The organism is Enterococcus rivorum, from assembly GCF_001742285.1.
In the GTDB taxonomy this organism is placed as follows: domain Bacteria; phylum Bacillota; class Bacilli; order Lactobacillales; family Enterococcaceae; genus Enterococcus_L; species Enterococcus_L rivorum.
On record NZ_MIEK01000034.1, the window covers coordinates 17,644 to 43,699 of the forward strand.

The window sequence follows — 26,056 nt, forward strand, 5'->3', positions numbered from 1 at the left end:
GTTATTTAATCTTAGATGACTACTTAAAAGGATTGTAGAAACGACCACCATTTACATAAAATAGAGAGAAGCTGATCGCAGTTAAAATCACTGCTAAACCAATAACGACAAAATCATTCTGTCTAAAAGGTTGTTGTGAATACCATGTTCGTTTCTTTTTTTCTCCAAATCTTCTTAATTCCATAGCCGTACTAATGGTTTCAATCCGATCTAAACTAGATAGAATAAGTGGTAAAATAATTTGAGCAATCCCTTTAATTCTCTGACTAAATTTAGCTTTCTTAGACATTTCAAACCCACGAGCTTGTTGTGCCAAAGAAATATTAAAATAATCTTCTTGAATATCAGGAATATACCTAATAGCCAGAGCTACTGCATAGCTAATTTTATAACTTAGACCTAATCTGTTTAAACTTGAAGCAAACTCACTTGGGTTTGTTGTTAACAAAAAAATAAGTGCCAAAGGAATTGTACAGAAATATTTCAAAACTAAATTAAACTCATAAAATAATTGTTGCTGAGTAATAGTGTAACGCCCTATTCCTTCCCAAATAACCGTTCGAGATTGATAAAGTTCCACCCCATATTCAGGAGCAAACAAATAGACAGCAATGATATTTAACAATGAAAATACAAAGATAAATTTAACAACAAAAGAAATTTGATGCCATTTAATATTAGAGACTTTAAACAATGCTAATGACGAAACTGTCATAGCCAATAAAAATCTCGTATCATAAGTAGTCATACAGGCAACAGATAACAAAATTAAAAATAACAATTTTGTTGTTCCATTTAACCGATGAATAAATGTATTTCCAGGAGTATATCCTAACATTTGATGCTGATTCATTTCAAACGTACCTCTCGATCATAAGCAATAAAGTTTTCAGTAAATAAAAATGGATATTTTAATCCAATCAATTTAGCGAAGGTGTATAAACTAGTTTCTTTTAGCGATGCCTTCTCTACCAATTCTTGATTTGTCAGCACATTTACTGGTGTTGTATCAGCAATAATTTTCCCATCAAAAACAACTAATGCACGTTGTGAGTATTCCAACATTAAATGCATATCATGAGTAATCATCACAATGGTAACTCCTTTGTGATTTAACTCTTCTAAAAAGCTCATCATCTCGGTATAATGTTTAAAATCTTGACCCGCAGTTGGTTCATCCAAAATAATCATTTCAGGATCTAAAACTAAAATTGACGCAATAGTCACCCTTTTTTTCTGCCCAAAACTTAATGCAGAAATCGGCCAATTTCTAAATTCATACAGCCCGCAAACTTTTAAAACTTTTTCAACACGTTCTCTAACTTCCGTTTCTTCAACACCTTTAAGAACTAAACCTAAGGCTACTTCGTCAAAAATCATTTTTTTTGAGATCATTTGATTTGGGTTCTGCATAACAAATCCGACTTTGTCAGCTCGCTCTTTTATTGAGAATTGATTAAAATCAGCTCCAGCCCAAGACATTGTTCCTTGTTGCGATTGAATAAAACCACAAATCGCTTTACTTAAAGTAGATTTACCAGCCCCATTTTTTCCAACAATACTAACCATCTCGCCACGGTGAAACGTAACAGATACCTCATCCAAAACTTTACGATCATTTTTTTGATATTGATAGCTGACATTTTCTAGGGTTAAAAGAGACTCATCAGGAGATGTCTTTTTCTCGTAGTGTAATTCTTTCGTCCAAGCTTCCATTTTCTCTTTCAATTTGGGTGTTTGAAGCTGCTCAATTTCAGATAATTTTTGCACCTGATTTAAATCGACCCCTGCATACTTCATGGCAGTAACATATAGTGGTTCGCGAATCCCTTGTTCGAGAAGAATATTACTTTTCAATAAATCATCAGGTGTTAAATCGGCAACAATCCGTCCTTCATTAAAAACAATTACTCGATCAACTGGTCGGTATAACACGTCTTCAAGTCGGTGTTCAATGATTAAAATAGTTGTTTCTGTTTTTTTATGAATGTCATCAATTAAATCAATTGCTTCTTTACCAGCTTTAGGATCTAAATTTGCTAAAGGTTCATCAAATAACAAAATAGGTGCATTATTAATCAGAATTCCTGCCATCGACACTCGTTGTTTTTGACCTCCAGATAAATCTTGCGGTCTATGTTTTAAATAGTCTTGAAGCTCAACTGTTTCAGCCCAGAGCTCCACTTCTTTTCTCATTTTTTCTAAGGGGACTTCGTCATTTTCTAAAGCAAATGCAATGTCTTCTGCAACTGTTAAACCTATAAATTGACCATCGGTATCTTGTAAAACTGTTCCAACATCAAAAGACAAGTCAAACAAACTAGTTTTGGTTAGCTCTTTGTCACCAATTATGACGTTTCCTTGAATTTCTCCCTCATAATTATTAGGAATCAGACCATTGATACACTGGGCAAAAGTCGATTTCCCACTGCCGCTTGGACCAACAATTAGAATTTTTTCTCCTTCATAAATAGTGACATCAATATGATGAAGGGTCGGTTCTGACTGACTGTGATATTGGAAAGTAAAATTTTGAAATGTAATCAATGGTCTTTTCATTCTTTGTCGCTCCTTTTAATACTATGTATAAAATAATTACGTTCATTAATCCCCAGTAAGTTTTTTGACAAAGAGAAAGAATAGGCTGATTAACTGTTTTTACCAAACCTATCCCTCTACTTTTTTCCAAAAAAATACTGACAATATTATAATAACATGTTCATTAGTCCTTTGAAAGACTGCCTTTTTTTGTCCGACTTGCGGCATATGCAGCCATTAAGATTGTCCCAATAACTCCTACTGAGAGGCTATTCGTTACAATCGCAATTGCTCCTTGTGTGTAAACCTTACTTGCTGGCTCACTATAAATTAGCACATCTAGCGTTGGCGCAATTAGTCCCCAAACGACAGCATGACCAATTACTTGATAAATATTAAATCGAATCATATCACTTTTCTTAAATTCACCATGCTGAATGTCAATTTTTCTACCAGCAAATCCATAAATAACACCAATAATACCTGAACAAATGATCCAACTCCACCAGGGTGTGCCATAAGTAGTGAAATCTTTTAAGGTATGACCAATCAAACCAATTAATCCCCCTGCGACTGGTCCAAAGATAACCGACATCAAGGCTAGAAATGGATACGCAGTTTCTAAATTGGTATTAGGAAACCCCGTAGGAATCACGGCAAAACGGCCTAATATAACAAAGACAGCGGAACCGATGCCAATCGCAACAATTGTTTTAACAGAAATATCTTTTTTCAATTTAAAACAGCTCCTATTCAAAAATAATTTTTGGTGCTTTTCTCAATTTAATAATCCAATCAGTTCCAGTGCCAATATGGTATAAGTCAGAAAAAGAATCTTGATTCACTGCCACACCGATATTAACTAATGAGTTGACATAAACAAGAGGCTCACCTATATTTACATCTGCAAAGGATTTCGCAAATTGCATAATATTTTGATAGACTTTTTTCCCTTGATGGTAAATCGTTACTTGAAGATTATCCCCATGTTGGATATTTTCTTCTTTCATTAAAGCTAGTGGAATATTCGTCCAAAGAGAACCAAAACGCACATCAAGAACATCAATACTACCTTCTAATATACTCTTTTCACTCTTCGCCTCTACTAACCCTATTGTTTCAATTGATTCCATTGGTACAACGCTACCTAATTCTTCAAAAGAAATCTCTCCACTTGCTAAACGAGCCCCATTGTAGGCATAAATGTCTCTTCCATGGAAAGTGTGACTTTCTTCTGAATGCGGCAAACGGCTTTTTACTTCATCAATCGTACGAATTTCTTCAATTCCTTGGTAATGTTGAATATGCGTTAACGAACCGTTGTCGGGTGTGATAATATAATGTCCTGACTTAGTTTTCGCTACCACGCTTCGTCTTTCACTACCTACGCCCGGATCTACCACTGAAACAAATACTGTTTCTTTCGGCCAATATTTTACTGTTTGATATAAACGATAAGAAGCCACCCAAATATCATAAGGAGGGATATCATGCGTCAAATCTTCCACTACTACTTCATCACTTACCATATGCGCAACACCATACATTGCACTTACAGCACCATCACCTAAACCAAAATCGGTTTGTAAAACTAAATATTTACCCATCCCATAGCTCCTTCAATTCATCTTCTTTTGTTGCTAATAAAACCAATCGGAAAATAAAAAATAGACAGAAATCATTTCATTTTCCGCCTACATTTCCAAATCTATAGTACCTTTTCCAGACAATTCTGTCAATAACATTATCGAACGATAACCATCAATTGACACAAAATGTTCGTCAACTTATTAAATAACTTATTTCTTTTTGAAGCCTTCTATTTACCACAACATATAAGCCTAAATAGAGCAAGTTTTTCGACAATCCTTCGCTCCGTTAACCACTTGTTTCTTTCACAATAAATAAATGCTCCTGCACATTAAAAAGAATAACCAACACGATACTAGCAACGATTGCTGTTGCTAAACCGCTAAGACCATTCATTACAAATGAAAAAGCTACAGGACTCATACCTCCGAATGCAAAACTTCCCCAGAAAAGAATTCCAGCTATAAAATGCCAAAAATATCTCATAAAGGTTCCCAAAAAGACAGCTCTGACGATCAAAAATCTCCCTTTTCTTTTATTATCATTTTTTATAGCTTGTTGCAACTTAATGCTAAACGCTCCTGCAAAGCCAGCAAAGCCAAATGCTAAAATATATTCTATGATTACTTGAAAAACGGTTAAATAGTAGACTTGCGCCAAAGGAAAGTGTAACAATCCCCATATAAAAGCTGACAGGATTCCAGCTTTGCCCCCTCTTCTTAACGAATAAAGAATAATCGGTATCATTCCCAATGAAATTTCAAAACTACTACCAATTCTCACTGGAAGAAACGATAACGCCATAGCTATTGCTGCAAAAATCGTTCCTTCTATCCAGACTCTCAAAACCATTTTTCTCTGCATAAAAAATCCTCCATCTAGAACAACCAAGTCACAAAGGAGGAGTAAACACATATCTTACTCCATCACAATTCCTACGCTCGTATTAACGATTCAGGTTCAAGGGTTTAGAGTTATACTCATTCTCAGCAACATGGCTCCCCTTTGCGATGGGTTCTATTTAATTTTTTTGTTACTTTTTTCTACTTATTAAAAAAACTCAATACAGCTGTAAATTAATTCACACCGATTTCTGCTCTCACTACATCAGCAATTTTATCAACATAGTAATCCACTTTTTCTTTTGTTGGTGCTTCAGCCATCACGCGTAGCAATGGTTCTGTTCCTGAAGGACGTACTAAAATTCTGCCGTCGCCGTTCATTTCTGCTTCCGTCTCCTCAACAATTGCTTTTATCGCCGGAACGTCCATAGCTCCATGTTTATCTGTCACGCGAATATTCACTAATTTTTGTGGATAAACCGTCACTTCTGAAGCTAATTGAGATAATGTTTTGCCTGTTTGTTTTAAGACATTTAACAATTGAATACCAGATAACATGCCATCACCAGTGGTATTATAATCTAAGAAAACCATATGTCCAGATTGTTCTCCACCAAAATTATAGTCGTTTTTGCGCATTTCTTCTACAACATAACGATCCCCAACTTGGGTGATTACATCTTCCATCCCTGCTTCTTCCACTGCTTTATGGAATCCTAAATTACTCATGACAGTCGTTACAATGGTATTCTTTTTCAAACGTTTCTTTTCAGAAAGGTACTTCGCACAGATAAACATAATTTTATCGCCGTCAATGATGTTTCCTAATTCATCAACCGCAATAATTCGGTCGCCATCTCCATCGAAAGCCAAGCCTGCATCTGCTCCTTTTTCAAGAACAAATTCAGCTAATTTTTCTGGATGTGTTGACCCAACGCCATCATTGATATTGACTCCGTTAGGACTAGTTCCCATTGTGTAAAAATCTGTTTCTAAATCAGCGAAAAGTCGATTAACTGAAGTTGCTGTTGCACCATTTGCAGCATCAATACAAACAGTTAAACCAGACAAATCACCTGGAATTGTTTGCACTAAAAATTGCGAATACTTAAGCAATCCTTCCGGAAATTCATCAAGTGTACCCAATCCATCCGCTGACGGTCTTGGCAATTTATCTTCCTCAGCATCTAGCAACGCTTCGATTTCTAATTCTTGATCGTCGACTAGTTTAAATCCATCTGCTCCAAAGAATTTTATTCCATTATCTTCGGCAGGATTATGCGATGCTGATATCATAACACCAGCAGATGCTTTTTGTAATCTTGTTAAGTAGGCTACACCTGGCGTAGAAATAACACCAAGTTGAAACACCTCAATCCCTACTGATAATAATCCAGCAATCAACGCTTGTTCAAGCATTTGACCAGAAATACGTGTATCTCTTCCAACTAAAACTCGTGGTCTTCTGGTTGTATCTTCATGTTGGCTTAAAACATAGCCACCACAACGACCCAATTTAAATGCTAATTCTGGTGTTAACTCTTTATTGGCAATTCCTCTGACACCGTCTGTTCCAAAATATTTACCCATTCCCATTCTCCTTAAATTCCTTAATTCTCTACACTTTAATTATTTCCATTTTCTAGCGAACTGCTTGATGAACTTGAATCACTTGACGTGCTGCTACTAGCAGATGAATTCGATTCAATTGAGCTAGTTCGATTAGGAATAACGATTCCAGTATTACCAGCATTTCCGTCTATCGAACTAGAAGGTGTTTGTTCATAAACTGGTATAATGGTTACCTCAACCTCACTAGGATTAATTACATAATCCACTTTGTTTGGTATCTTTATCGTTTTCTTTTTTGACGTCTTTATTCCCGTAATATCAACAGGAACATCAATTTTTTCAAGACTCTCCAAAATTTGGTTAGCCCCTTTTATGGTTGCTTTTGTTTCTGAAAGACTAAATGTATAATGAGAAATCCCTTCTGGTGTGTTTCCAGTTGCAACCACTTGTAAAGGAAGCTCTTTTGTAGGAGCGGATAGCTCTACGTCAACTTTAACTTGAGGTGCTGGGACTTCAATACTTAAAATCTGTCCTTTGGCATCAACCGCTTGAACGTTTACTGTTTGAGTAATTTTCTCCAAAGTTTGTTTTGTACTAGATACTGGCGCAATCACTCGATCAATTGCTTTGAGTGTTTCTTCACCTGTTGTAATTTGTACCGTCTTCGGTGTTACGACTGTATTATCAACAATATAGCCATTATTCTCTAGACTATCTGGAAGTTGTGCCTCCACATCAAAGGTTTTTGTTGCCTTTTTTTCAACCGTTACAGTTATTGTTTGTGGATCAATTTCCGCTGTTACGGCTGTACTTAGGCCTTTTGCTCTTAAACGTACTTCTGAAGTTCCCAACGGAGTTTGAGTTAAATCAGCTACAATTTGAAAATTTCTAGTGTCTTCATTAGATTCCAAATTAAGTTGAATTCTATTAGCACTACTTAAATGAACGTTGACTGCTTCCTCATAACCAGAAACAAAATATTTATCTTTATCATATTCTAAATGTACTGGGATGTTATAAAGCATTTCATCATAAGTTTTGGTATTTGAAGTACTGTTTGTACCGCTACCTTGTGAGTTAGCATTAAAAAAGAGTAATAAAGAAAATAAGAGTGCTAACAAGCTGTAAAACAAATTACTTTGAGAGGCATTCTTCATTTTCTTTTCGCCCCTTTCGTCACACCATCGATAAAGTCTTGCAAGATATTTTTCTTCTCTTTATCGTTATCTTCTGAAATTAGCTCATCTCTTAAAATCTTTAAGTAGTCTTCTTGGGAAAGACGTGGTAGTAATTCATTATTGATAGTTAAACTTACATCTCCTGTTTCTTCTGACACAACAATGGTGATTGCATCACTTACTTCACTAATCCCTACAGCAGCGCGATGGCGTGTCCCAAATTCTTTAGGAATTAAATTACTTTCTGAGAGTGGCAAGTAGGCACATGCGACTGCAATTTTTTCTTTTTTTACAATCACTGCTCCATCGTGTAATGGTGTATTGGGAATAAAAATATTAATTAATAATTCACCCGAAATGTCAGAATCTAATCTGATTCCTGTTTCAATATATTCATCTAGCCCCGTATTACGTTCAATGGTAATCAAAGCGCCAATTTTTCTTTTCGACATATATTGAATCGCTTTATCAAAAGCAAGAATCATTTTTTCATCTTCTTGCTGCTCTGACTTGGTGGTTCTAAAGAAAGAACTTCTTCCCAAGTGCTCCAAGCCACGCCGAACTTCTGGTTGAAAAATGACCACAGCAGCAATCACACCGTACATAATTACTTGGTTCATTAACCAAGATAGAGTATGTAGACCGATTACTTCACTTATCATACGAATGACAATAAAAACAGCAACTCCCTTTAATAATTGGACTGCCTTTGTGCCTCTAACAAGTTGGATTAATTTATATACAAGGTACCATACTACAAGAATATCAATAATATTAGTAATAAAATCTCGGGATAAAAAATCCGCTGAGATGATTTGCTTCCAATAATTAAAATCGAGTAGCTGATTAAACTGAAATAACATCATAAACCTCACTTCCCTCTGAAGATTTCTTTTCAAGTATACCATATTATTTTTATTCATTACAGAAGGGCGAGCAAAAGAAAGAGAAATTTATTTTTTTGAGAACCTTTAATGAAAACAAGAGCAGAAAAAAACTTATTTTCTACTCTTGTCAATTTAGCTATTCATTTTGCTTTCGTCTAGCTGCTCGCTCAGCTCTCCTAGCGGCTCTTCTAGCTTCCGCCTCTGGATCAACAGCAGCTTTCTTTCTACTTGGTTTCATTTCACTCTTGTCGATAGCAACAGACTTTGTCACTGTTTCAGTCTTTTCCAATTTCGCTCGGATTTTTTCTTCTTGACCTGCAAGCCTTGCATAGTTATAAAAACGTTCTTTAGCATCCTCAACCGTCTTATCAAACAATTTTTCTGCAAACTGTGGTTGTGTGGTTTCCAATGAAGAAAAGCGGACTTGTTTTCGCATGAAATCTTTCATTTCTTCAAACTTAGGTTTTTTATAATCTAAGCTCATAGGATTCTTACCAACTTCTTTTGCCTCAGGATTAAAACGGTACAAGGACCAGTAACCAGAACTTACCGCTTCTTTTGCTTCTTGCAACGTTTTGCCCATACCACCACTTAATCCATGAACAATACATGGTGTGTAGGCGATGATTAAAGAAGGGCCAGGGAATTTTTCTGCTTCTTCAAAAGCTTTAATGGTCTGCATTTGATTCGCTCCCGAAGCAATTTGAGCCACATAAACATTTCCATAAGTCATCGCCATCATTCCTAAATCTTTTTTAGAAACATATTTCCCACTGGCAGAAAACTTGGCAATTGCTGAAGCTGGTGTTGCTTTGGAGGTTTGACCTCCGGTATTGGAATAGACCTCGTTATCTAAAACCAATATATTTACATCTGCACCACTAGCTAAAACATGGTCAATCCCACCATAGCCAATATCATATGCCCAACCATCGCCACCAATCATCCATTGACTATTTTTCACAAATAAATCATTTTGGGTAAATAATTCTTCCAGCAAAGGATTTCCTTGCTTCTCTTCAAGCAAAGCAGCTTTTAGTTTTGCAGCTCGTTGTTGCGTCCCTTCCCCATGATTCATATGGTCGATCCAGTCAATCATTAAAGCTTTTAATTCTGGAGAAACATCTTTCATTGCTTTCGACATATCAATTGCAAGATGCTCTCGGCGTGTTTGATTCGCCAGTAACATACCATATCCAAATTCAGCATTATTTTCAAATAGAGAGTTAGACCAAGCGGGTCCTTGCCCTTGATCATTTGTTGTATAAGGAGAAACGGGTGCTGCCCCGCCCCAAATAGACGAACAGCCAGTTGCATTAGCAATCAACATGCGATCGCCAAACATTTGTGTCAATAATTTCACGTAAGGCGTTTCGCCACAGCCTGAACAAGCTCCAGAAAATTCTAACAATGGTTTGTTGAACTGCGTTCCTAGCACTGTATTCGGCTTAGCAGGATTTTCTTTTTGTTTCAACGTCATTGAAAAAGCCCAGTTCATCGCTTGCTCTTTTTGCTCTTCGTAAGGCTTCATTACTAATGCTTTCCCTTTAGCAGGACAAGCTTCTACACATAGCCCACAACCCGTACAATCTTCTACAGATACTTGAATTCGGTACTTCAAACCATCTTGCCCACGCATTTCTCGAGTAGTATAGCCTTCTGGTGCCTCAGTCATCTCTTCTTCATCCGCTAAAAACGGACGAATAGCTGCATGTGGACAAACAAACGCACATTCATTACACATTGTACATCGGTCACTAATCCACTCCGGAATTTCTAATGCAATCCCTCTTTTTTCAACTGCTGTTGTTCCCAATGGCATCCGTCCATCTGTCATACCATTATCAACTAACGTGCCGACAGAAAGTGTCTCTCCCTCTTGTCGATTTATTGGTTCGACAATATTGAATACATAGTCGGAAACATTTTTATCACGTATTCTAGGCGTTATCTCAACGTGCTTCCAAGATTCTGGCACATCAACTTTATGCAATCGTTCCACCGTTTGCTCAATCGCTTGAACATTTTTATCAACAATTGTCATTGATTTTCTGCCGTAGTTTTTAAAAACCTCTTCTTTTAAAATTGGAAGAACTTCATCAAAAGGAAGAACATTGGAAAGTTTAAAAAATGCTGTTTGCATCGCTGTATTAATTCTTCCACCTAATCCAACTTCACTGGCCAATTTAACCGCGTTAATTGTATAAAATTGAATGTCATTTTCTGCTAAATAACGTTTTAATTTAGCCGGTAAAAAGCGCTCTAGCTGTTCATCATTCCAAACCGTATTTAGTAAAAATGTGCCGCCTTTCTTTAGCCCTTTAACCAGATCGTAAGTATTCAAGTACGCTGCTGTATGACAGGCAACAAAATCAGCATTTTCTATCAAATACGTTGAACGGATTGGTGTTTCTCCAAAACGTAAATGGGAAACCGTTAAACCACCAGATTTTTTAGAATCATAATAAAAGAAACCTTGAGCGTATTTATCAGTATGATCCCCAATTATTTTGATTGCTGATTTATTGGCACCTACTGTCCCGTCTGAACCAAACCCCCAGAATTTCGCTTGATATGTTTTAGCATCTGTTAAATCTAAAGGACTCCCTGAATCAAGAGATGTATAGGTTACATCATCAACAATCCCAATTGTAAATCGATGCTTAGCATGCGTCTTTTCTTTTTGTAATTCATCATAGACAGCGACAATTTGATTCGGTGTCACATCCTTAGAACCTAATCCATATCGTCCACCAATAATCATCGGGCGTAAATCAGATTCATACATAGCACTTTGTACATCTAATAACAAGGGTTCTCCACCAGCACCAGGTTCTTTTGTCCTATCTAAGACCGCTATTGCTTTAACACTCTTAGGCATTTTTTCTAAGAAACACTCAATTGGAAACGGGCGATAAAGATGAATATTCAGATACCCTACTTTTCGACCTTGTTGATTTAAATAATCAATTGTTTGTTCAATCGCCTGAGCCGCAGACCCCATCGAAATAATCACTTCTTCAGCATCTTCTGCGCCATAATACGTCACTAAATCATAGTTTGTTCCTCTTAGTTGATTTATATCTTCCATATATTTCCGAACAATTCCAGGTAAATTTTCATAGTATTGGTTAATTGTTTCACGTTGTTGAAAATGAATATCTGGATTTTGATTTGTCCCACTAACAAATGGGTGATTCGGATTCATACTTCTATCACGAAATGATTGTAAAGCTTCCTGATTAACGAATGGTAACAATTCTTCGTATTCGATAACTTCAATTTTTTGAATTTCATGACTCGTTCTAAAACCATCAAAAAAGTTAATAAAAGGAACTCTAGATTCGATAGAAGCCAAGTGAGCTACCGCAGATAAATCCATTACTTCTTGAACACTACTTTCAGCTAACATTGCAAATCCTGTTTGACGAGCTGCCATAACATCGCCATGATCTCCAAAAATATTTAGAGCATTCGTAGTAACTGCTCGACTAGCCACATGAAAAACAGAGGGTAATAACTCCCCTGCAATTTTGTACATAGTTGGAATCATTAATAGCAAACCTTGCGAAGCAGTATAAGTAGTGGTTAGGGCCCCTGTTTTTAGTGAACCATGAACAACACCTGCAGCCCCAGCTTCTGATTGCATTTCTACGATTTTAACAGGTTGTCCAAAAATATTTTTCTTCCCATCAGCTGACCATTGATCGACAAGTTCTGCCATTGTTGAACTTGGAGTAATGGGATAAACTGCCGCTAATTCAGTAAAGGCATAAGAAATATGAGCTGCTGCTGTATTTCCATCCATTGTCTTCATTTTTCGCATTACATTTCATCATCCTTCTATTATTAAAGTAGAATAGTTGCACGCATATTCTTGTACATTATAACGGAAGAAACAAAAATTGTGAACCGCTTATGCTAATCATTCACAAACTGACTAACAAAGTGGTTGTATTTAATTACAAAAAGTTCTTTATTTGTGAAAGCAATTTTTTTAGAAAGGTATTGAATAGGAAAAGGCAAAAAAAATGAACCTCCTCAAAAGAAGAAATCCATTTTTTAAGTCTAGTATAATTCCAAATATTGCTCACGTTCCCATTCAGAAACAGTTTGGCGGAATGCAGCCCATTCCATGCGTTTTGCTTCAACAAAGTTTGCATAAATATGGGTTCCAAGAGCATCTATCATCACTTGGTCTTTTCGCAATTCTTTAATGGCATTATGAATGGTCGAAGGCAAATCATGAATATGGGCCTCTGCTCGTTCTTCTTCATTCATTACATAAATATTTCTATCTACTGCTGATGGCGGTATAATTTCATTTCTAATTCCATCCAACCCAGCTTCTAAAACAACCGCCATAGCTAAATAAGGATTTGCAGCTGGATCTACTGAACGCAATTCAAGTCGTGTAGATAAGCCACGTGATTCTGGCACACGAACCAGTGGTGAACGATTACGACCACTCCAAGCAACATAAACTGGCGCTTCATATCCAGGGACCAATCGTTTGTATGAATTGACGGTTGGGTTACACACTGCTGTGTAAGCACGAGCATGTTTTAATAGTCCACCTAAAAAATAATAGGCTGCTTGACTCAATTGCATCGGTCCTTTTTCATCAAAGAAAGCATTCCCATCTTCATTGAATAAAGACATGTTACAATGCATTCCTGAACCACTAATTCCATATAAGGGTTTTGGCATAAACGTAGCATGAAGTCCATGTTTTCGAGCGATTGTTTTAACGACTAGTTTGAACGTTTGAATATTATCACAAGCCTCAATAACACTTGCATATTTAAAATCAATTTCATGTTGTCCAGGTGCTACTTCATGGTGAGAAGCCTCAACCTCAAACCCTAGACTTTCTAATTCTAGCACAATATCTCGACGACAATTCTCTCCTAAATCAGTAGGCGCAAAGTCAAAATAGCCGCCTCTATCATTTAGATCTGTCGTAATCTCACCATCTTCATCAAGCTTAAATAAGAAAAACTCAGGTTCAGGTCCTAAATTAAATGAAGTAAAGCCTAATTCTTCCATGTTTTTTAATACACGTTTCAAATTCCCTCGAGGATCCCCAGCAAAAGGTTCGCCATTTGGATTATAAATATCACAAATTAAACGAGCTACTTTTCCATGATTGCTTTCCCAAGGAAAAACCATCCATGTAGATAAATCAGGATATAAGTACATATCACTTTCTTCAATCCGAACAAACCCTTCAATAGAAGAACCATCAAACATCATTTTATTACTCAGTACTTTTTCTAATTGACTTACTGGGACTTCAACATTTTTGATTGTTCCCATAATATCTGTAAACATTAATCTTAAAAAACGAACATTCTCTTCTTCTGCGATACGTTTGATATCTTCTACTGTCTTTTCTTTTTTTGTCATTGTTTCCCTTCCCATCATTCTTTTTTATGAACATTTCAACGTTAAAGTCTTGGTGTATTCGATTGGAATGGATTTTGTTGAGCAAGTCCACCTTGTGAAATAATCTCATCATACAAAATTTTCCTAACATCTGCATCAGTTAATGGTTTTCCAGATTCTTTTACTTGGTTCTTTTCTTCTAACTTCATTTCATATACACGCTTGATTCCAGCCATATTTAAGCCATCAGATAAATAGTCCTTTATTTCTAACAGAACATCGATATCATTTAGTGAGTACATCCTGCGGTTTCCCTCGCTCCGCTCTGGATGTATCAAATCTTGTTCCTCATAATATCGAATTTGACGTGCAGATAAATCCGTCAACTTCATAACTGTACCAATTGGAAAAACGGACATTGACCTTCTCAGTTCCTTCTCTCTCATATCCACCCCCCTCTCTTAGTTAGATATAGAATAGCAGTAGTTTTTCTTGTTGTCAATAACTTTATGTCAGCTTTTCTAACATACATTCTCTTTGGATTTTTATCTATACCAGAAATATAGGAAAAGCCTAACTTCCTTGGTCATCATTATTAATGACGCATACAAAAAAGTCTATCAAAATCAACAAGACTTTGACAGACCTTCTAAAACTCAATTTAAATTATTTTTTATTCTTTTCGTACCCATTTTGATTCTTCCTTAGCAAAGCCTTTAACAAAATAAACATTCTTCTGCTCTTCATATTCCTCTGTTAAAAGAAGCGTATGCCGTTTCGCTTCACTTAAAAGCTGTCCTTTATTTGAAGGTATCTCAGCCTCATATGGAACCAATAATTCCATCATTTTTTCTCTAACAGCCTTAGTTAACCTTTCTTTACCATTTAAATTTTTAGCTGAAATTAACACATTTGGAAACAATGTTGGGATAAAATCATTCTCGTTCACTTGATCGCTTTTGTTATAAACTGTTAAGACAGGAATCTGCTCCAAATCAAGATCATTTAATAACTCAACAACAGTTTGCTCATGCTGTAAGCGATCTGGTGCACTAGCATCGACGACATGCAACAACAAATCCATTTCTTTACTCTCTTCAAGTGTTGACTGAAAAGCCTCAATTAGCTGTGTTGGTAATTGCTGAATGAATCCAACAGTATCTGTTATAGTGACAATCATTCCTTGAGGTAGTTGCCACTTCTTTGTTAAAGGATCTAACGTAGCGAATAATTGATCTTCCGAGTAAGTTCCAGCGGTTGTTAACAAATTTAATATTGTCGATTTTCCAGCATTTGTATAGCCGATTAGACCAATTTGAAATAACTCAGATGAATGACGTTTCTTACGGCTACGTTCACGATGTGCTGACACTTCTTTTAGCTCTCTTTTTATAGCCGTTATCTTGTTATGGATATGTCTTCGATCCGATTCTAGTTTGGTTTCTCCTGGCCCCCTAGTCCCAATTCCTCCACCTAACCGTGATAATTGTTTCCCTTGCCCTATTAATCGAGGCAATAGATAATTCAATTGGGCTAATTCTACTTGTAACTTTCCTTCTCTTGAACGTGCACGCATAGCAAATATATCTAATATTAATTGAACGCGATCAATCACTTTAATATCTAAGGCTTCTGCAAGTAATTGGTTTTGTCTCGGCGATAATTCATGGTTAAAAATGACCAAATCTGCTTCATAGGCATCTACTAATTGAATCAGTTCTTCCACTTTTCCCTTACCAATTAAGGTTTGTCTATCTACTCGAGGTCGCTTTTGGGTTAAAGTAAAAACTACCTCCCCTTGAGCCGTCTGCGTCAAATTTTCTAACTCTCTCATCGAGCTATTAAAATACGTATAGTTTTCTTCTGTTTCTACACCAACTAAAATGACTTTTTCAAGATTTTTTCTCATCAGCGCTCTCCTTCCGAAGTGTCTAGCCACTTCTTTACCTCTTGCTCTAATTGCAACTTAGAAGAAGAGTCTTGAACTAAATCCCACCAGCTTGCTTGTAATCGATTCTTAAACCATGTTAACTGGCGTTTGGCATACCTCCTAGAATTTTGTTTCACCTTATCAACAGCTTGTTCTAAGGTTTCTTTATTTTCAAAGTAGGGGAAAAATTCTTTGTACCCTATCCCTTGAACAGATTGAGCGTTTTTAGTCTTATATAAAAGTTCTGCTTCAGTCAGAATACCTTCTTGCAACATATTATCTACTCGTTGATTGATTCGTTGATAAAGAAGCTGACGATCGGTCTCCAAACCAACTAAAAAATAATCATATAATTTCTTTGGCTGCTCTTTTGGGGTTAGAATACTTCTTCCCGTTTTATCAAAAATTTCTAACGCACGAATCATTTTTACTTTGTTATTAAAATGAATAGCTTTCGCCGCTAAAGGATCTTTTTGTTGCAACAATTCCCATAACTTTTTATTACCAATCTCTTCAGCTAATACTTCATAATACTCACGAGTTTCGGTAGTTTCATCTTGACTTCCCAATTGATAATCGTAAAGTAACGCTTGAATATAAAGACCTGTTCCTCCCACCACAATAGGTAACTTTCCTCGATTTGAAATATCTTCAATTGCCTCACGACCTTCTTTTTGAAAATCAGCCACAGAGTAATTCTCATCTATTTCACGACAATCAAGTAAATAATGAGGAATCCCTGCTTGCTCTTCGTTGGTTGCTTTAGCCGTTCCTATATTCAGTTTTCTATACACTTGCATGGAATCTCCACTAATAATCTCACCATTAAACTTTTTTGCAAATTCAATGCTCAACGCTGTTTTTCCTACAGCCGTAGGACCTACTATCACTAATACTTTTTTCACTAAATTCATCCTTTATTTTGTATCATATCACGTAAATATAAAGCATTTTCCGGAAAATCTGTATGAATTCCCGACAAATGGTGATTCAAACATAGCTCCAGCAGTTCTTTATTGTTAATAGCCCACGGACGAATGGCCTTTGGAATTGACTCAAGTTCATCTAAATGTTTTAAAACCCATTGAATATTAGGATGAACGCCCTCAATGAAAGAGGCACTTAAACCTTTTTCAACTTCTCTATCCGAATCTTTAACAATATAAGCAAATTTTTTCGAATTATCAAATTCCAAAAGTCTTTCTAAGCTAGGAAAATGAAAGCTTGAATACATATAATCAAACAACCACTCACTTGATTTCAAACATTCTACAATTTTTCTTTCAATAGCCACATATTGGAAATGATCCGTTTTAATTTCAATATTTAATAATCCTTTAAAATGCTCCTCTACTAGCAACTCTAGTACCTCATCAAATGTTGGAATCTCTTGCTTGATTGGATTATTGTCAAACCAACTACCAGCATCAAACTTTTTTATCTCCTTCAAAGTCAACTGATTGATTTCACCCACTCCATCTGTCGTTCGATCAACTGTTTCATCATGAATAACTACTAACTGCTTGTCTTTCGTTAAATGAATATCCAATTCAATACCATCGGCTCCAACTCTAATAGCTTCCTTGAAAGCAGCCAGAGTATTTTCTGGATGTGTTCCTTTGCTCCCACGATGGGCAATGATTCGTGTCATTCCTCTCACTCCAATTGGATTAATTGTATCATTGAGGAGGTGTGGGGGCAAATATGAATAGTGGAAGAGATGATAATATTTTTATCAAGTCTTACTTAGATGGAAATACAATCCTTCCGTTTATAAAATCAAATGGCCCTATAGTATCTAGTGTTGGTGACAGATGTCGCCAGCACTTTTTTGCATAAAAAAAGACAGACACCTTCAAATCCTGTAGAATAAAGTCGACGAAAACCAATCTAAAGGAGAAATGAAGATGTCTCTCTCAAATCTTATCAAAGAAACCCTCGATATTCTAGACCTAAACCTTATTTTTACTGAAAATTGTTTGACCCATGAGAAAATAGGCGAAGATAGTTGTAAGGTTTATAGTGGTACTCTGACGTATTTTCCTGAAAAATGTCTCCATTACAGAGAAACTGAAAGAAAACACTTCTATGACAGGAATTGCTCGTGCCAAACATGCCTCTATAACCACTATCTATCGGGTTCTAAAAGAATACTATACACCGCTCCCTCAAAAGAATAAGACCTTACCGACCGTTCTTTACTTTGATGAATTTAAGTCTGTGAAAGAAAGTTCTGGGACGATGAGCTTTGTTTTTATGGATGGACAAACAAGGCAGTTACTGGACATTGTAGAAAATCGAAAACTAAACTCTTTGAAAAAAAACTTTTATTCCTATGCTTATAAAACAAGAGCCACCGTTCAATATATTGTCATTGACATGTATAAGCCTTACGTCACTCTTGTAAAAAAGCTTTTTCCCAATGCAAAATTGATCATTGATCGTTTCCATATTGTTCAACATATTGGACGTACCTTTCTGACGCACCGAATTCAACAGATGAATCAGCTGAATCGAAAAAAGTATCAAGAAGAACAACAATACAAGCATTTAAAGAAGTATTGGAAATTACTTCAGAAAAATGCTTGGCATTTAGAGCATAAAAAACAGGTTTGGCATCCTAGTTTTAGGGCGCATTTGACTGAATCAGAAGTCGTTGACCGCTTGCTTTCCTATAGCCCAGAACTCAAGCAAGGATATGGTGTCTACCAAGATTTTCTAGCAGCGGTTCGGACGAAAGATTCTCACTGGTTTCAAGAGCTTTTAAAACAAAACTATTCTCATCTACCAGAGAAATATGCGACAACCATTAAGACGTTTAAACAGTATCAAGAAGGTATTTTAAACGCACTTGAACAGCCATATTCTAACGGTTCCTTAGAGTGTTTGAACAACCATATAAAAGCATTGAAACGAAATGCGTATGGCTTTAGAAGCTTCTATCACTTCAAACTGAGAATTCTATTAACCCTAGGAACCACCCTGACCCATAAAAATTCACTAAAATTTTTAGAATAACATCTCTCATAGTGTCCAATAAAAATCAAAAAATATAACATGATAATCCGTTTGTCAATCTCTTCTTAAACTTAAATTAAGACTTAAACCTCATTATGCTAGATGTTAATCTTTAACAATAATATAGATTTTATTCTTTTCAGAAAAAATGTCATAGTAATAATTGGATGTTTCTAAATTTTTACTAGTACTATCAAAATTGTTAAAATCAAATGGCTGAATATTTACGTTTAATCCAGAATAAGTATTGAATAACGTTATATTAGGCCAATATAAACTTTCATTTTTAGGCACTAAATCTCTTAAAATAGGATAGTTTCTTGTACTATTTAAAAGTACTGGTGAATCTTTGAATAATTTATTCATGTAAACCTGTTTTCTATCATTATTGACAATATTTTTTAGATCTGTAGATAAGATTACACTTTGCCTTTCAAAGGCTTCTTTTTGAACATTTAAAGTTGATGCATAAATAAACGAAAAGGTAAGTATATAGTAAAATAGGAGGCTTGCAACAACTTTGATTGAAATATCTAAGAACCTTACATTTATTTTTTGCGTTAGCATAATCAATGTAATACTTGCAAATATACTTAAGCCGTATCCATATCTTGGTGCCATTGTTACCAAAGAGTGTTCTGAAATTAAAAATACGCCATAACTCATTATTGAGCCTAAAGCTAAATAGACTAGACTATAAATAAAACTCTTAGCAGGGCTTACTTCTGAACGAAAAATACTGGAAATCAAAAACAATATCAGCAATATTAACAAAAATACAATCCATATTTTTGCACTTTGATTAATAATAGTAGAAAAATATTCTGTTATGTTTCTGACTATAATTGAAGGTAGTTCTCTAATATTAGCTATGGCTGCTGTATCACGTGTAGACATCTCTGGATTAAGCTTTGTCACAAAAATATACATAATCATTGCTAAAACATATGCAATTGCTGCTAATGTAACTTTTTTCAAACTTGGTAAAAAAGAGTTATTTGATGTTAAAGTTTTAAAAGTAAGAGCAAGAACCATTATTATATAAAGACCTGAAGATCCTTGATAAGTGTTACACATTAGAAAAACTCCTACTATAGAAGCAATAAAAAAACATTTATTCTTATTCCACCATAAAAAAGGAATGAATGAAACTAATATACTTAATGCCATGTATGGACTATCAAAACGAAAACTAATACATTGTAAAAACCACGGGTTAATTCCTATCAATATAGAAACAGTTACTGGCATCCATTCCAACTTTTTACCATTCAACACATAGACTACAATAATACTAGAAAAAGACAGAATTATTCCTGTAAGAATATGGGTTGTTAATCCCATATCAGTTAAGTGTCTACTCCCTTGGACAAGCCATGAGGCAATCTCACTCCCCCACCTTGAATACGCCCAAGCGAAATCGGTTCTTCCATCTAATTGTCGAATAACATCGTCTATATATGGATAATTGATAATTCCAATAGATAAGATAGCTACTTGGTAAATTACGAATACTAAAATTAATTTATTCCTATTTTCTAATAACCAACTTTTATAACAATTTATATTTATTTTTCCAATTCTACTTTTCAAAATTTACACCTCAGAATTTTTTTCTATGTTTTTAGTCTTTTTTATTCTATCTTTTAGTGCTCATGATATCTTTAATTTACAAATAGGGTAAATTAAAGCCGACTTATAATGACATCACAGAGCTTTACTTAACATGAACAAAAAAATAATACTTGGTTAATTTTATCATTGTGAAGGTATCAAAGCAATCGGAAGTAATAGGGAATAAATAAAGAAAGAGCAGATGTAATTTAGCTTCACCCACTCCGATTTATTTCTATAAAGCAGTCCATGTTCCATCACTCTGTTTTGTCGCGTTATACCAAATAAGGTCATTTTGACCATTTATATTACCCCAGGTAGGAAACTCAACTTTCTTAACATTTTCTGCACCTTCCGAAGGCGTAAAGATTGCCTTGTAGTTCATTCCTTTTCCATCCACATCTTCAATAGTTGTGGTACCTGATAAAACAGGATTAGTCACAGTAACAGTACCTAAATTAATACTAATACTTGTTTTATTAGATAAATCTGCATAAGCATGTACAATATAAACACCGGTATTGTTCTTATGATTGGATTGGTTAAAATCTGCAACCCATGTTCCATCTGCCTGTCTTTTTGCTTTGTACCAAACAATGTCCGATTGGTCTGGTTTAGACCAAATAGGAACTTTCACTCCGTCTACTGGTATTGCTGAATTAACTGTTATGGTCACTCTAAAAGTACCATTATCGGTGCTTGTCACACTTTTAGCTCCACTTATGGTTGGATTTTGTACTATAAAGCCATTGTTCGCAACAGCTGTTCTAATCCCTATATTATTTGTTGCATACGTATGAACAAAATATTGTCCAACTTCTTTATGATTTGCAACATCGATGCTCGCAGTCCACGTTCCATCACTCTGTTTTGTCGCGTTATACCAAATAAGGTCATTTTGACCATTTATATTACCCCAGGTAGGAAACTCAACTTTCTTAACATTTTTTGCACCTTCCGAAGGCGTAAAGATTGCCTTGTAGTTCATTCCTTTTCCATCCACATCTTCAATAGTTGTGGTACCTGATAAAACAGGATTAGTCACAGTAACAGTACCTAAATTAATACTAATACTTGTTTTATTAGATAAATCTGCATAAGCATGTACAATATAAACACCGGTATTGTTCTTATGATTGGATTGGTTAAAATCTGCAACCCATGTTCCATCTGCCTGTCTTTTTGCTTTGTACCAAACAATGTCCGATTGGTCTGGTTTAGACCAAATAGGAACTTTCACTCCGTCTACTGGTATTGCTGAATTAACTGTTATGGTCACTCTAAAAGTACCATTATCGGTGCTTGTCACACTTTTAGCTCCACTTATGGTTGGATTTTGTACTATAAAGCCATTGTTCGCAACAGCTGTTCTAATCCCTATATTATTTGTTGCATACGTATGAACAAAATATTGTCCAACTTCTTTATGATTTGCAACATCGATGCTCGCAGTCCACGTTCCATCACTCTGTTTTGTCGCGTTATACCAAATAAGGTCATTTTGACCATTTATATTACCCCAGGTAGGAAACTCAACTTTCTTAACATTTTCTGCACCTTCCGAAGGCGTAAAGATTGCCTTGTAGTTCATTCCTTTTCCATCCACATCTTCAATAGTTGTGGTACCTGATATTGGTACACCGGGTTCTTGCACCTTTGCAAAATAGCCTTTGTAATCTATGTTCATATCAAATTCTAATCCTGGAATCTCTGGGAAATACACACCATCACTCCACTGCCAAGCCGAGGTTTGAGAATGTCTTAAATCTGTTCCTAGCGGATTATACAAATATTGTGCTACCCAGATTGACCCTTCATGTAAGATTTTAGCATCCAAAATTCCTGAAGTAAACCAAAACAATGACGAGTAATGAATAACAGAACTAAATTTATGTGTATTTAATAATCTTAAAGCAAAATATATCGAGTTTGTTGTTGCATAGCCATTATTCATTACTGGAGTTTCTGCATCATTTACCATTACAGTATCTGGACCTAAACCCAGTTCTTTTGCAAAATTTGCATAATAATCTGCTTCCGCTTCAGCCTGGGCTTTGTTGGTGAACCAACTGAAATGGTAGGTACTTACCTTTAAACCAGCTGCTTTTGCATTTGTTACTTGTTGTTTTGCATAGGGATTTCGATAAGAGGTTCCTTCCGTTAGCTTAACAACAACACCGGTAACACCATATTTTTTCATTACTTCAAATTGTGAAACAGAAATGTTAGGCTGATAAGACGAAATATCTACAAAATCCCTGCTTGGCCTAGTTGTATCTCCTGCATGAATTGTAGTAACCCCCCTAGGAGCTCTTCCTTCTGCAGTGTCTTTGAAATTTCTGCCCAAAGTATTCTGATTTTCCTCAGTTATTCCTTCTCCACTACCATCTCTCTCTCCATTTAGTTGTTTTGGAAGTCTAATCCATTCTCCATCATAGAATACATCTTCAAAATCCTCTTCACTAGCCACTTTAGTTGTGTCATTAGTCCCTGTATTTCCTGTTTCACTACTACCTGTTTGATTTTCTATGTTAGCTGCACCTTTCAAATATGTATCTAACGTTCTTTTTTGCGGATTTTCAATTACTTCGCTACTGGGTGAACTTGAATCAAGGTTTTCTCCTTCAACAGCATAAGCAACTATATCTAAAGTGTTTATATATATTAAACTGATAATCGCTGCTAACGTTACTGATTTTTTCATTAATAATTTCCTCCCGAAAGTTTAAATATTTCTAGAGAACATGCTACTTCCCTGTATGATAGTTTTGTTTTATAATGTCACTAAAGTTATCATTTACAGCTCTAGAAATTGAATCATTTTCACTAAAAAAATATTAACATATTTTCCGCGTATTTCCAAAACATATTAAAATTGTTCTGATGGTAAATTTTTTTAGATTGGTAATAGATATAAAGAAAAAAACTATAGATAAAATACTTTTGGCCCAACAATATCTAGTGTTGGTGACAGAATTCACCAGCACTTTTTTGCATAAAAAAGACAGACACCTTCAAATCCTATAGAATAAAGTCGACCAAAAGCAATCTTATCTAATAAACTCTCGTTATTCTAGACCTAAACCTTATTTTTACTAAAATTGTTTGACTCATGAGATAATAAGTGAGCACATTTGTAAAGTTTCTAGTTTATACACTGACTTATTTTTCTGAAAAATATCTGCATTACCAAAAAGAAAAAGATATGACATACTGTTCTTTGTTTTGATGAATTTATATTTTTAAAAGAAAGTTCCGAGGCGATGAGCTTTGTTTTTATGGATGGACAAACAAAGCAGTTACTAGACATTGTAGAGTATCAAAAACTAGATGCTTTGAAAAAATACTTTTATCCCCATGAATATGAGGTTCAGTTGAATGTCATCGACATGTACAAGCCATCTGCTACTCTAATAAAAGAGCTCTTTCCTAATGAAAAACTAGTGATTGATCGATTTCATGTTGTTCAACATATCGGGCGTACATTTCTAACACACTGTATTCAACAAATGAACCAATTAAATCGAAAATAATATCAAGAAGAGCAACAATACAAATATTTAAAGAAGTATTGGAAATTGCTTCAACAAAATGCTTGGCATTTAGAGCATAAAAAACAGGTTTGGCATCCTAGTTTTAGGGCGCATTTGACCGAATCAGAAGTCGTTGATCGCTTGCTTTCCTATAGTCTGGAGCTCCAGCAAGGATATGAGGTTTACCAAAACTTTTTATCAGCGATTAGGACGAAAGATTCCCAATGGTTTCCAGAGCTTTTAGAACAAAACTATTCTCACCTACCAGAGAAATACGCAACAACCATTAAGACATTCAACCAATATCAAAAAGGCATTTTAAATGCACTCCCCCCCCCTACTCTAATGGTCACTTAAAGTGTTTGAACAATCACATTAATGTATTGAAACAAAATGCATATGGCTTTAGGCGCTTCTATAACTTTAAACTAAGAATTCTATTCCCCCTAGGAACAACCCTTTTCAACCCTATGAAAAAGAAAAAGCCTGCAGAGAAATAATCCCTCTGCATACTTTGAGCCTAAATTTAGTGACCAAGAACAGTTCCTAACTACTTCTTTAAAAGTCTATAAATAATTCGCTGTATTTTTCTTCTTACTTTTAGTTCAAGTCGTGATAATTTGCTTTTATTTTCATTCAAAGTTAATAGGTTCTTGATGTGTTGGACAGAATTTTTTTGATAATTACTTTGGGTAGCTATTGATTCTATGATTTCACTGTAAACAACAGATAGCTTATAAATATTCTTAGCTTCTAATATAAAGTCACTGGATTCTTTTTTAGCCTGACCGAAATTGTCTAATTTATTTTCAATTAGAATAGTTAATTGATCAATATTTCCTACTTGATACATTTGACCAAACTTAAACATTTCATAGGCAGAAGAATGGCCTGGGTTATCTGATAAAATTACGGGAATACCATTTAACAATGCTTCTACGTAAACTAATCCAAAAGTTTCCATCGCTGAAGGAAATACACAAATGTCTTTATTAGTCAGCTCATCCCAAGGATTTTCTTTATTTCCTAAGAAACGAATCTTTTTTAAATGTTTCATTTTTATATAATCCACACATTTTTTTTTATACGCTTCATCCCAACCACCAATAAAAACAAGTTCAACATCTGAACGGTTAAGTTTTTCAAAGGTTTGGATAAGTTCAAGCTGATTCTTTCTTTCTGAAATTCTACCTATGGAAACAATTCTTTGCTGTTTCCCGATTGAGAGTTTTTGTGTCTCGATTTCTGTATAAGGAGCAAATGACTTTATCTTTCTATTTGGGAAAAGTTCTATTATTTTGTCGCTTAATTGACCGTTTACAGCAAAAATTTCAGTAGAATAATCATCAATGAAGTCTAATTTATCAATGTAATAAGAAAATTCATTTTCTGGAAATTCATGTATCAACCAAAAATGTGGTCTTTTCATCAATGCCGCTGCCAGAGCACCTTGAAAGATATTTACCGTGTTACTAATGACTAAATCAACATTGTTCTCTTCAATTAAACAAGTAATTTTGTTTATAGCTTCTCTATATGAAGCTGCTCGCTCAATCTCATTTCCAAATAAATGCCCTGGTGCATCTTCCCACCACCAACGTTGTGTGTTTATCAACACACAATCAATACCGTATTCAGTAAATTTTTTGGAATACTCATTTTCCACATTTTTCTGTTGAGTCGGAGCAACATTTATTATTTTATACCCTTCATTCACTAGAAACTTCATCAAATTAAACACAGATACTTCTGCACCATTGTCCAATGTACCTGTTGGTGAAACAAAAAGAATGGTTTGCATATTTATATCCCCCACTTTTTATAAAGATTCAGATACTGAATACTTTTATTACATACTTAAATCAGAAACAGCAACATGGCAATAAAAAAATATTTATTAAAAACCAGAATTTTATAATAAAGAATAAAATTGTGCTAGAAAGAAATCTAAGATTCAAAATGATTT

At 35.1% G+C, this 26,056-nt stretch carries 18 protein-coding genes, 2 pseudogenes and 1 riboswitch; of the genes and pseudogenes, 3 read left to right on the forward strand and 17 right to left on the reverse strand.

Translation table 11 applies throughout. The annotated features are described in order from the left end of the window. Positions 1–19: 19 nt before the first annotated feature. The 14 genes from BCR26_RS11370 to BCR26_RS11435 form a co-directional block, all read right to left on the reverse strand. Entirely contained in the window at positions 20–853 is an 834-nt protein-coding gene (locus BCR26_RS11370; protein ID WP_069699113.1) for an energy-coupling factor transporter transmembrane component T family protein, read from the reverse strand. Next, positions 850–2,559, reverse strand: coding sequence for an ABC transporter ATP-binding protein (locus BCR26_RS11375; protein ID WP_069699114.1), 1,710 nt, complete (start codon positions 2,557–2,559; stop codon positions 850–852). Before BCR26_RS11375 ends, BCR26_RS11370 begins: the two co-directional genes overlap by 4 nt. Before the next feature lie 163 nt (positions 2,560–2,722). Beyond that, positions 2,723–3,274 carry an ECF-type riboflavin transporter substrate-binding protein gene (locus BCR26_RS11380; RefSeq protein ID WP_069699115.1) on the reverse strand — a complete coding sequence of 184 codons (552 nt, stop codon included), beginning with the start codon at positions 3,272–3,274 and terminating at the stop codon, positions 2,723–2,725. Between the two features lie 13 nt (positions 3,275–3,287). After that, positions 3,288–4,145 (reverse strand): SAM hydrolase/SAM-dependent halogenase family protein, encoded by an 858-nt coding sequence (locus tag BCR26_RS11385; RefSeq protein ID WP_069699116.1) that lies wholly within the window; start codon positions 4,143–4,145, stop codon positions 3,288–3,290. 271 nt (positions 4,146–4,416) lie between these two features. Beyond that, positions 4,417–4,992: an energy-coupled thiamine transporter ThiT gene (thiT, locus tag BCR26_RS11390; RefSeq protein WP_069699117.1), complete on the reverse strand. Its 576-nt coding sequence runs from the start codon at positions 4,990–4,992 to the stop codon at positions 4,417–4,419. Between the two features lie 51 nt (positions 4,993–5,043). Further along, positions 5,044–5,143: riboswitch (TPP riboswitch) on the reverse strand. 61 nt (positions 5,144–5,204) lie between these two features. Further along, positions 5,205–6,560 carry a phosphoglucosamine mutase gene (glmM, locus tag BCR26_RS11395; RefSeq protein WP_069699118.1) on the reverse strand — a complete coding sequence of 452 codons (1,356 nt, stop codon included), beginning with the start codon at positions 6,558–6,560 and terminating at the stop codon, positions 5,205–5,207. 35 nt (positions 6,561–6,595) lie between these two features. Beyond that, positions 6,596–7,699, reverse strand: coding sequence for a CdaR family protein (locus BCR26_RS11400; protein ID WP_069699119.1), 1,104 nt, complete (start codon positions 7,697–7,699; stop codon positions 6,596–6,598). Beyond that, on the reverse strand, positions 7,696–8,583 hold the full coding sequence (gene cdaA / locus BCR26_RS11405) for a diadenylate cyclase CdaA (RefSeq protein WP_069699248.1): 888 nt from the start codon (positions 8,581–8,583) through the stop codon (positions 7,696–7,698). The genes BCR26_RS11400 and cdaA overlap by 4 nt, the downstream gene beginning before the upstream one ends. 160 nt (positions 8,584–8,743) lie before the next feature. Continuing rightward, positions 8,744–12,433, reverse strand: coding sequence for a pyruvate:ferredoxin (flavodoxin) oxidoreductase (gene nifJ / locus BCR26_RS11410; RefSeq protein WP_069699120.1), 3,690 nt, complete (start codon positions 12,431–12,433; stop codon positions 8,744–8,746). Positions 12,434–12,675: 242 nt separating this feature from the next. Then, positions 12,676–14,016 (reverse strand): type I glutamate--ammonia ligase, encoded by a 1,341-nt coding sequence (glnA, locus tag BCR26_RS11415; protein ID WP_069699121.1) that lies wholly within the window; start codon positions 14,014–14,016, stop codon positions 12,676–12,678. Positions 14,017–14,057: 41 nt separating this feature from the next. Continuing rightward, entirely contained in the window at positions 14,058–14,441 is a 384-nt protein-coding gene (locus BCR26_RS11420) for a MerR family transcriptional regulator (RefSeq protein WP_069699122.1), read from the reverse strand. Between the two features lie 227 nt (positions 14,442–14,668). Then, a complete protein-coding gene (gene hflX, locus BCR26_RS11425) occupies positions 14,669–15,904 on the reverse strand; it encodes a GTPase HflX (RefSeq protein ID WP_069699123.1) in 1,236 nt (411 codons plus the stop codon). Then, positions 15,904–16,830, reverse strand: a complete 927-nt coding sequence (gene miaA / locus BCR26_RS11430) for a tRNA (adenosine(37)-N6)-dimethylallyltransferase MiaA (RefSeq protein WP_069699124.1) — start codon at positions 16,828–16,830, stop codon at positions 15,904–15,906. Before miaA ends, hflX begins: the two co-directional genes overlap by 1 nt. 5 nt (positions 16,831–16,835) lie before the next feature. Next, positions 16,836–17,576, reverse strand: coding sequence for a glycerophosphodiester phosphodiesterase (locus tag BCR26_RS11435; protein ID WP_069699125.1), 741 nt, complete (start codon positions 17,574–17,576; stop codon positions 16,836–16,838). A 256-nt stretch (positions 17,577–17,832) separates the two neighbouring features. Here BCR26_RS11435 and BCR26_RS11440 point away from each other — a divergent pair. Next, a pseudogene (locus tag BCR26_RS11440) lies at positions 17,833–18,943 on the forward strand (ISL3 family transposase). 105 nt (positions 18,944–19,048) lie between these two features. On the opposite strand, the gene BCR26_RS11445 reads toward BCR26_RS11440, so the two are convergent. After that, complete coding sequence (locus BCR26_RS11445) at positions 19,049–20,536, reverse strand: glucosyltransferase domain-containing protein (RefSeq protein WP_245341952.1); 1,488 nt, start codon at positions 20,534–20,536, stop codon at positions 19,049–19,051. 256 nt (positions 20,537–20,792) lie between these two features. Next, positions 20,793–23,261, reverse strand: coding sequence for a GBS Bsp-like repeat-containing protein (locus tag BCR26_RS11450; RefSeq protein ID WP_069699126.1), 2,469 nt, complete (start codon positions 23,259–23,261; stop codon positions 20,793–20,795). A gap of 526 nt (positions 23,262–23,787) precedes the next feature. Here BCR26_RS11450 and BCR26_RS19000 point away from each other — a divergent pair. Beyond that, positions 23,788–24,447, forward strand: a pseudogene (locus BCR26_RS19000) (transposase); the annotation flags it as partial. 26 nt (positions 24,448–24,473) lie between these two features. Next, complete coding sequence (locus BCR26_RS19230; RefSeq protein ID WP_425387529.1) at positions 24,474–24,590, forward strand: hypothetical protein; 117 nt, start codon at positions 24,474–24,476, stop codon at positions 24,588–24,590. Positions 24,591–24,640: 50 nt separating this feature from the next. Here the strand turns inward: BCR26_RS19230 and BCR26_RS11465 are convergent, their stop codons facing one another. Continuing rightward, positions 24,641–25,891 carry a glycosyltransferase family 4 protein gene (locus BCR26_RS11465; RefSeq protein ID WP_069699129.1) on the reverse strand — a complete coding sequence of 417 codons (1,251 nt, stop codon included), beginning with the start codon at positions 25,889–25,891 and terminating at the stop codon, positions 24,641–24,643. Positions 25,892–26,056: the final 165 nt, after the last annotated feature.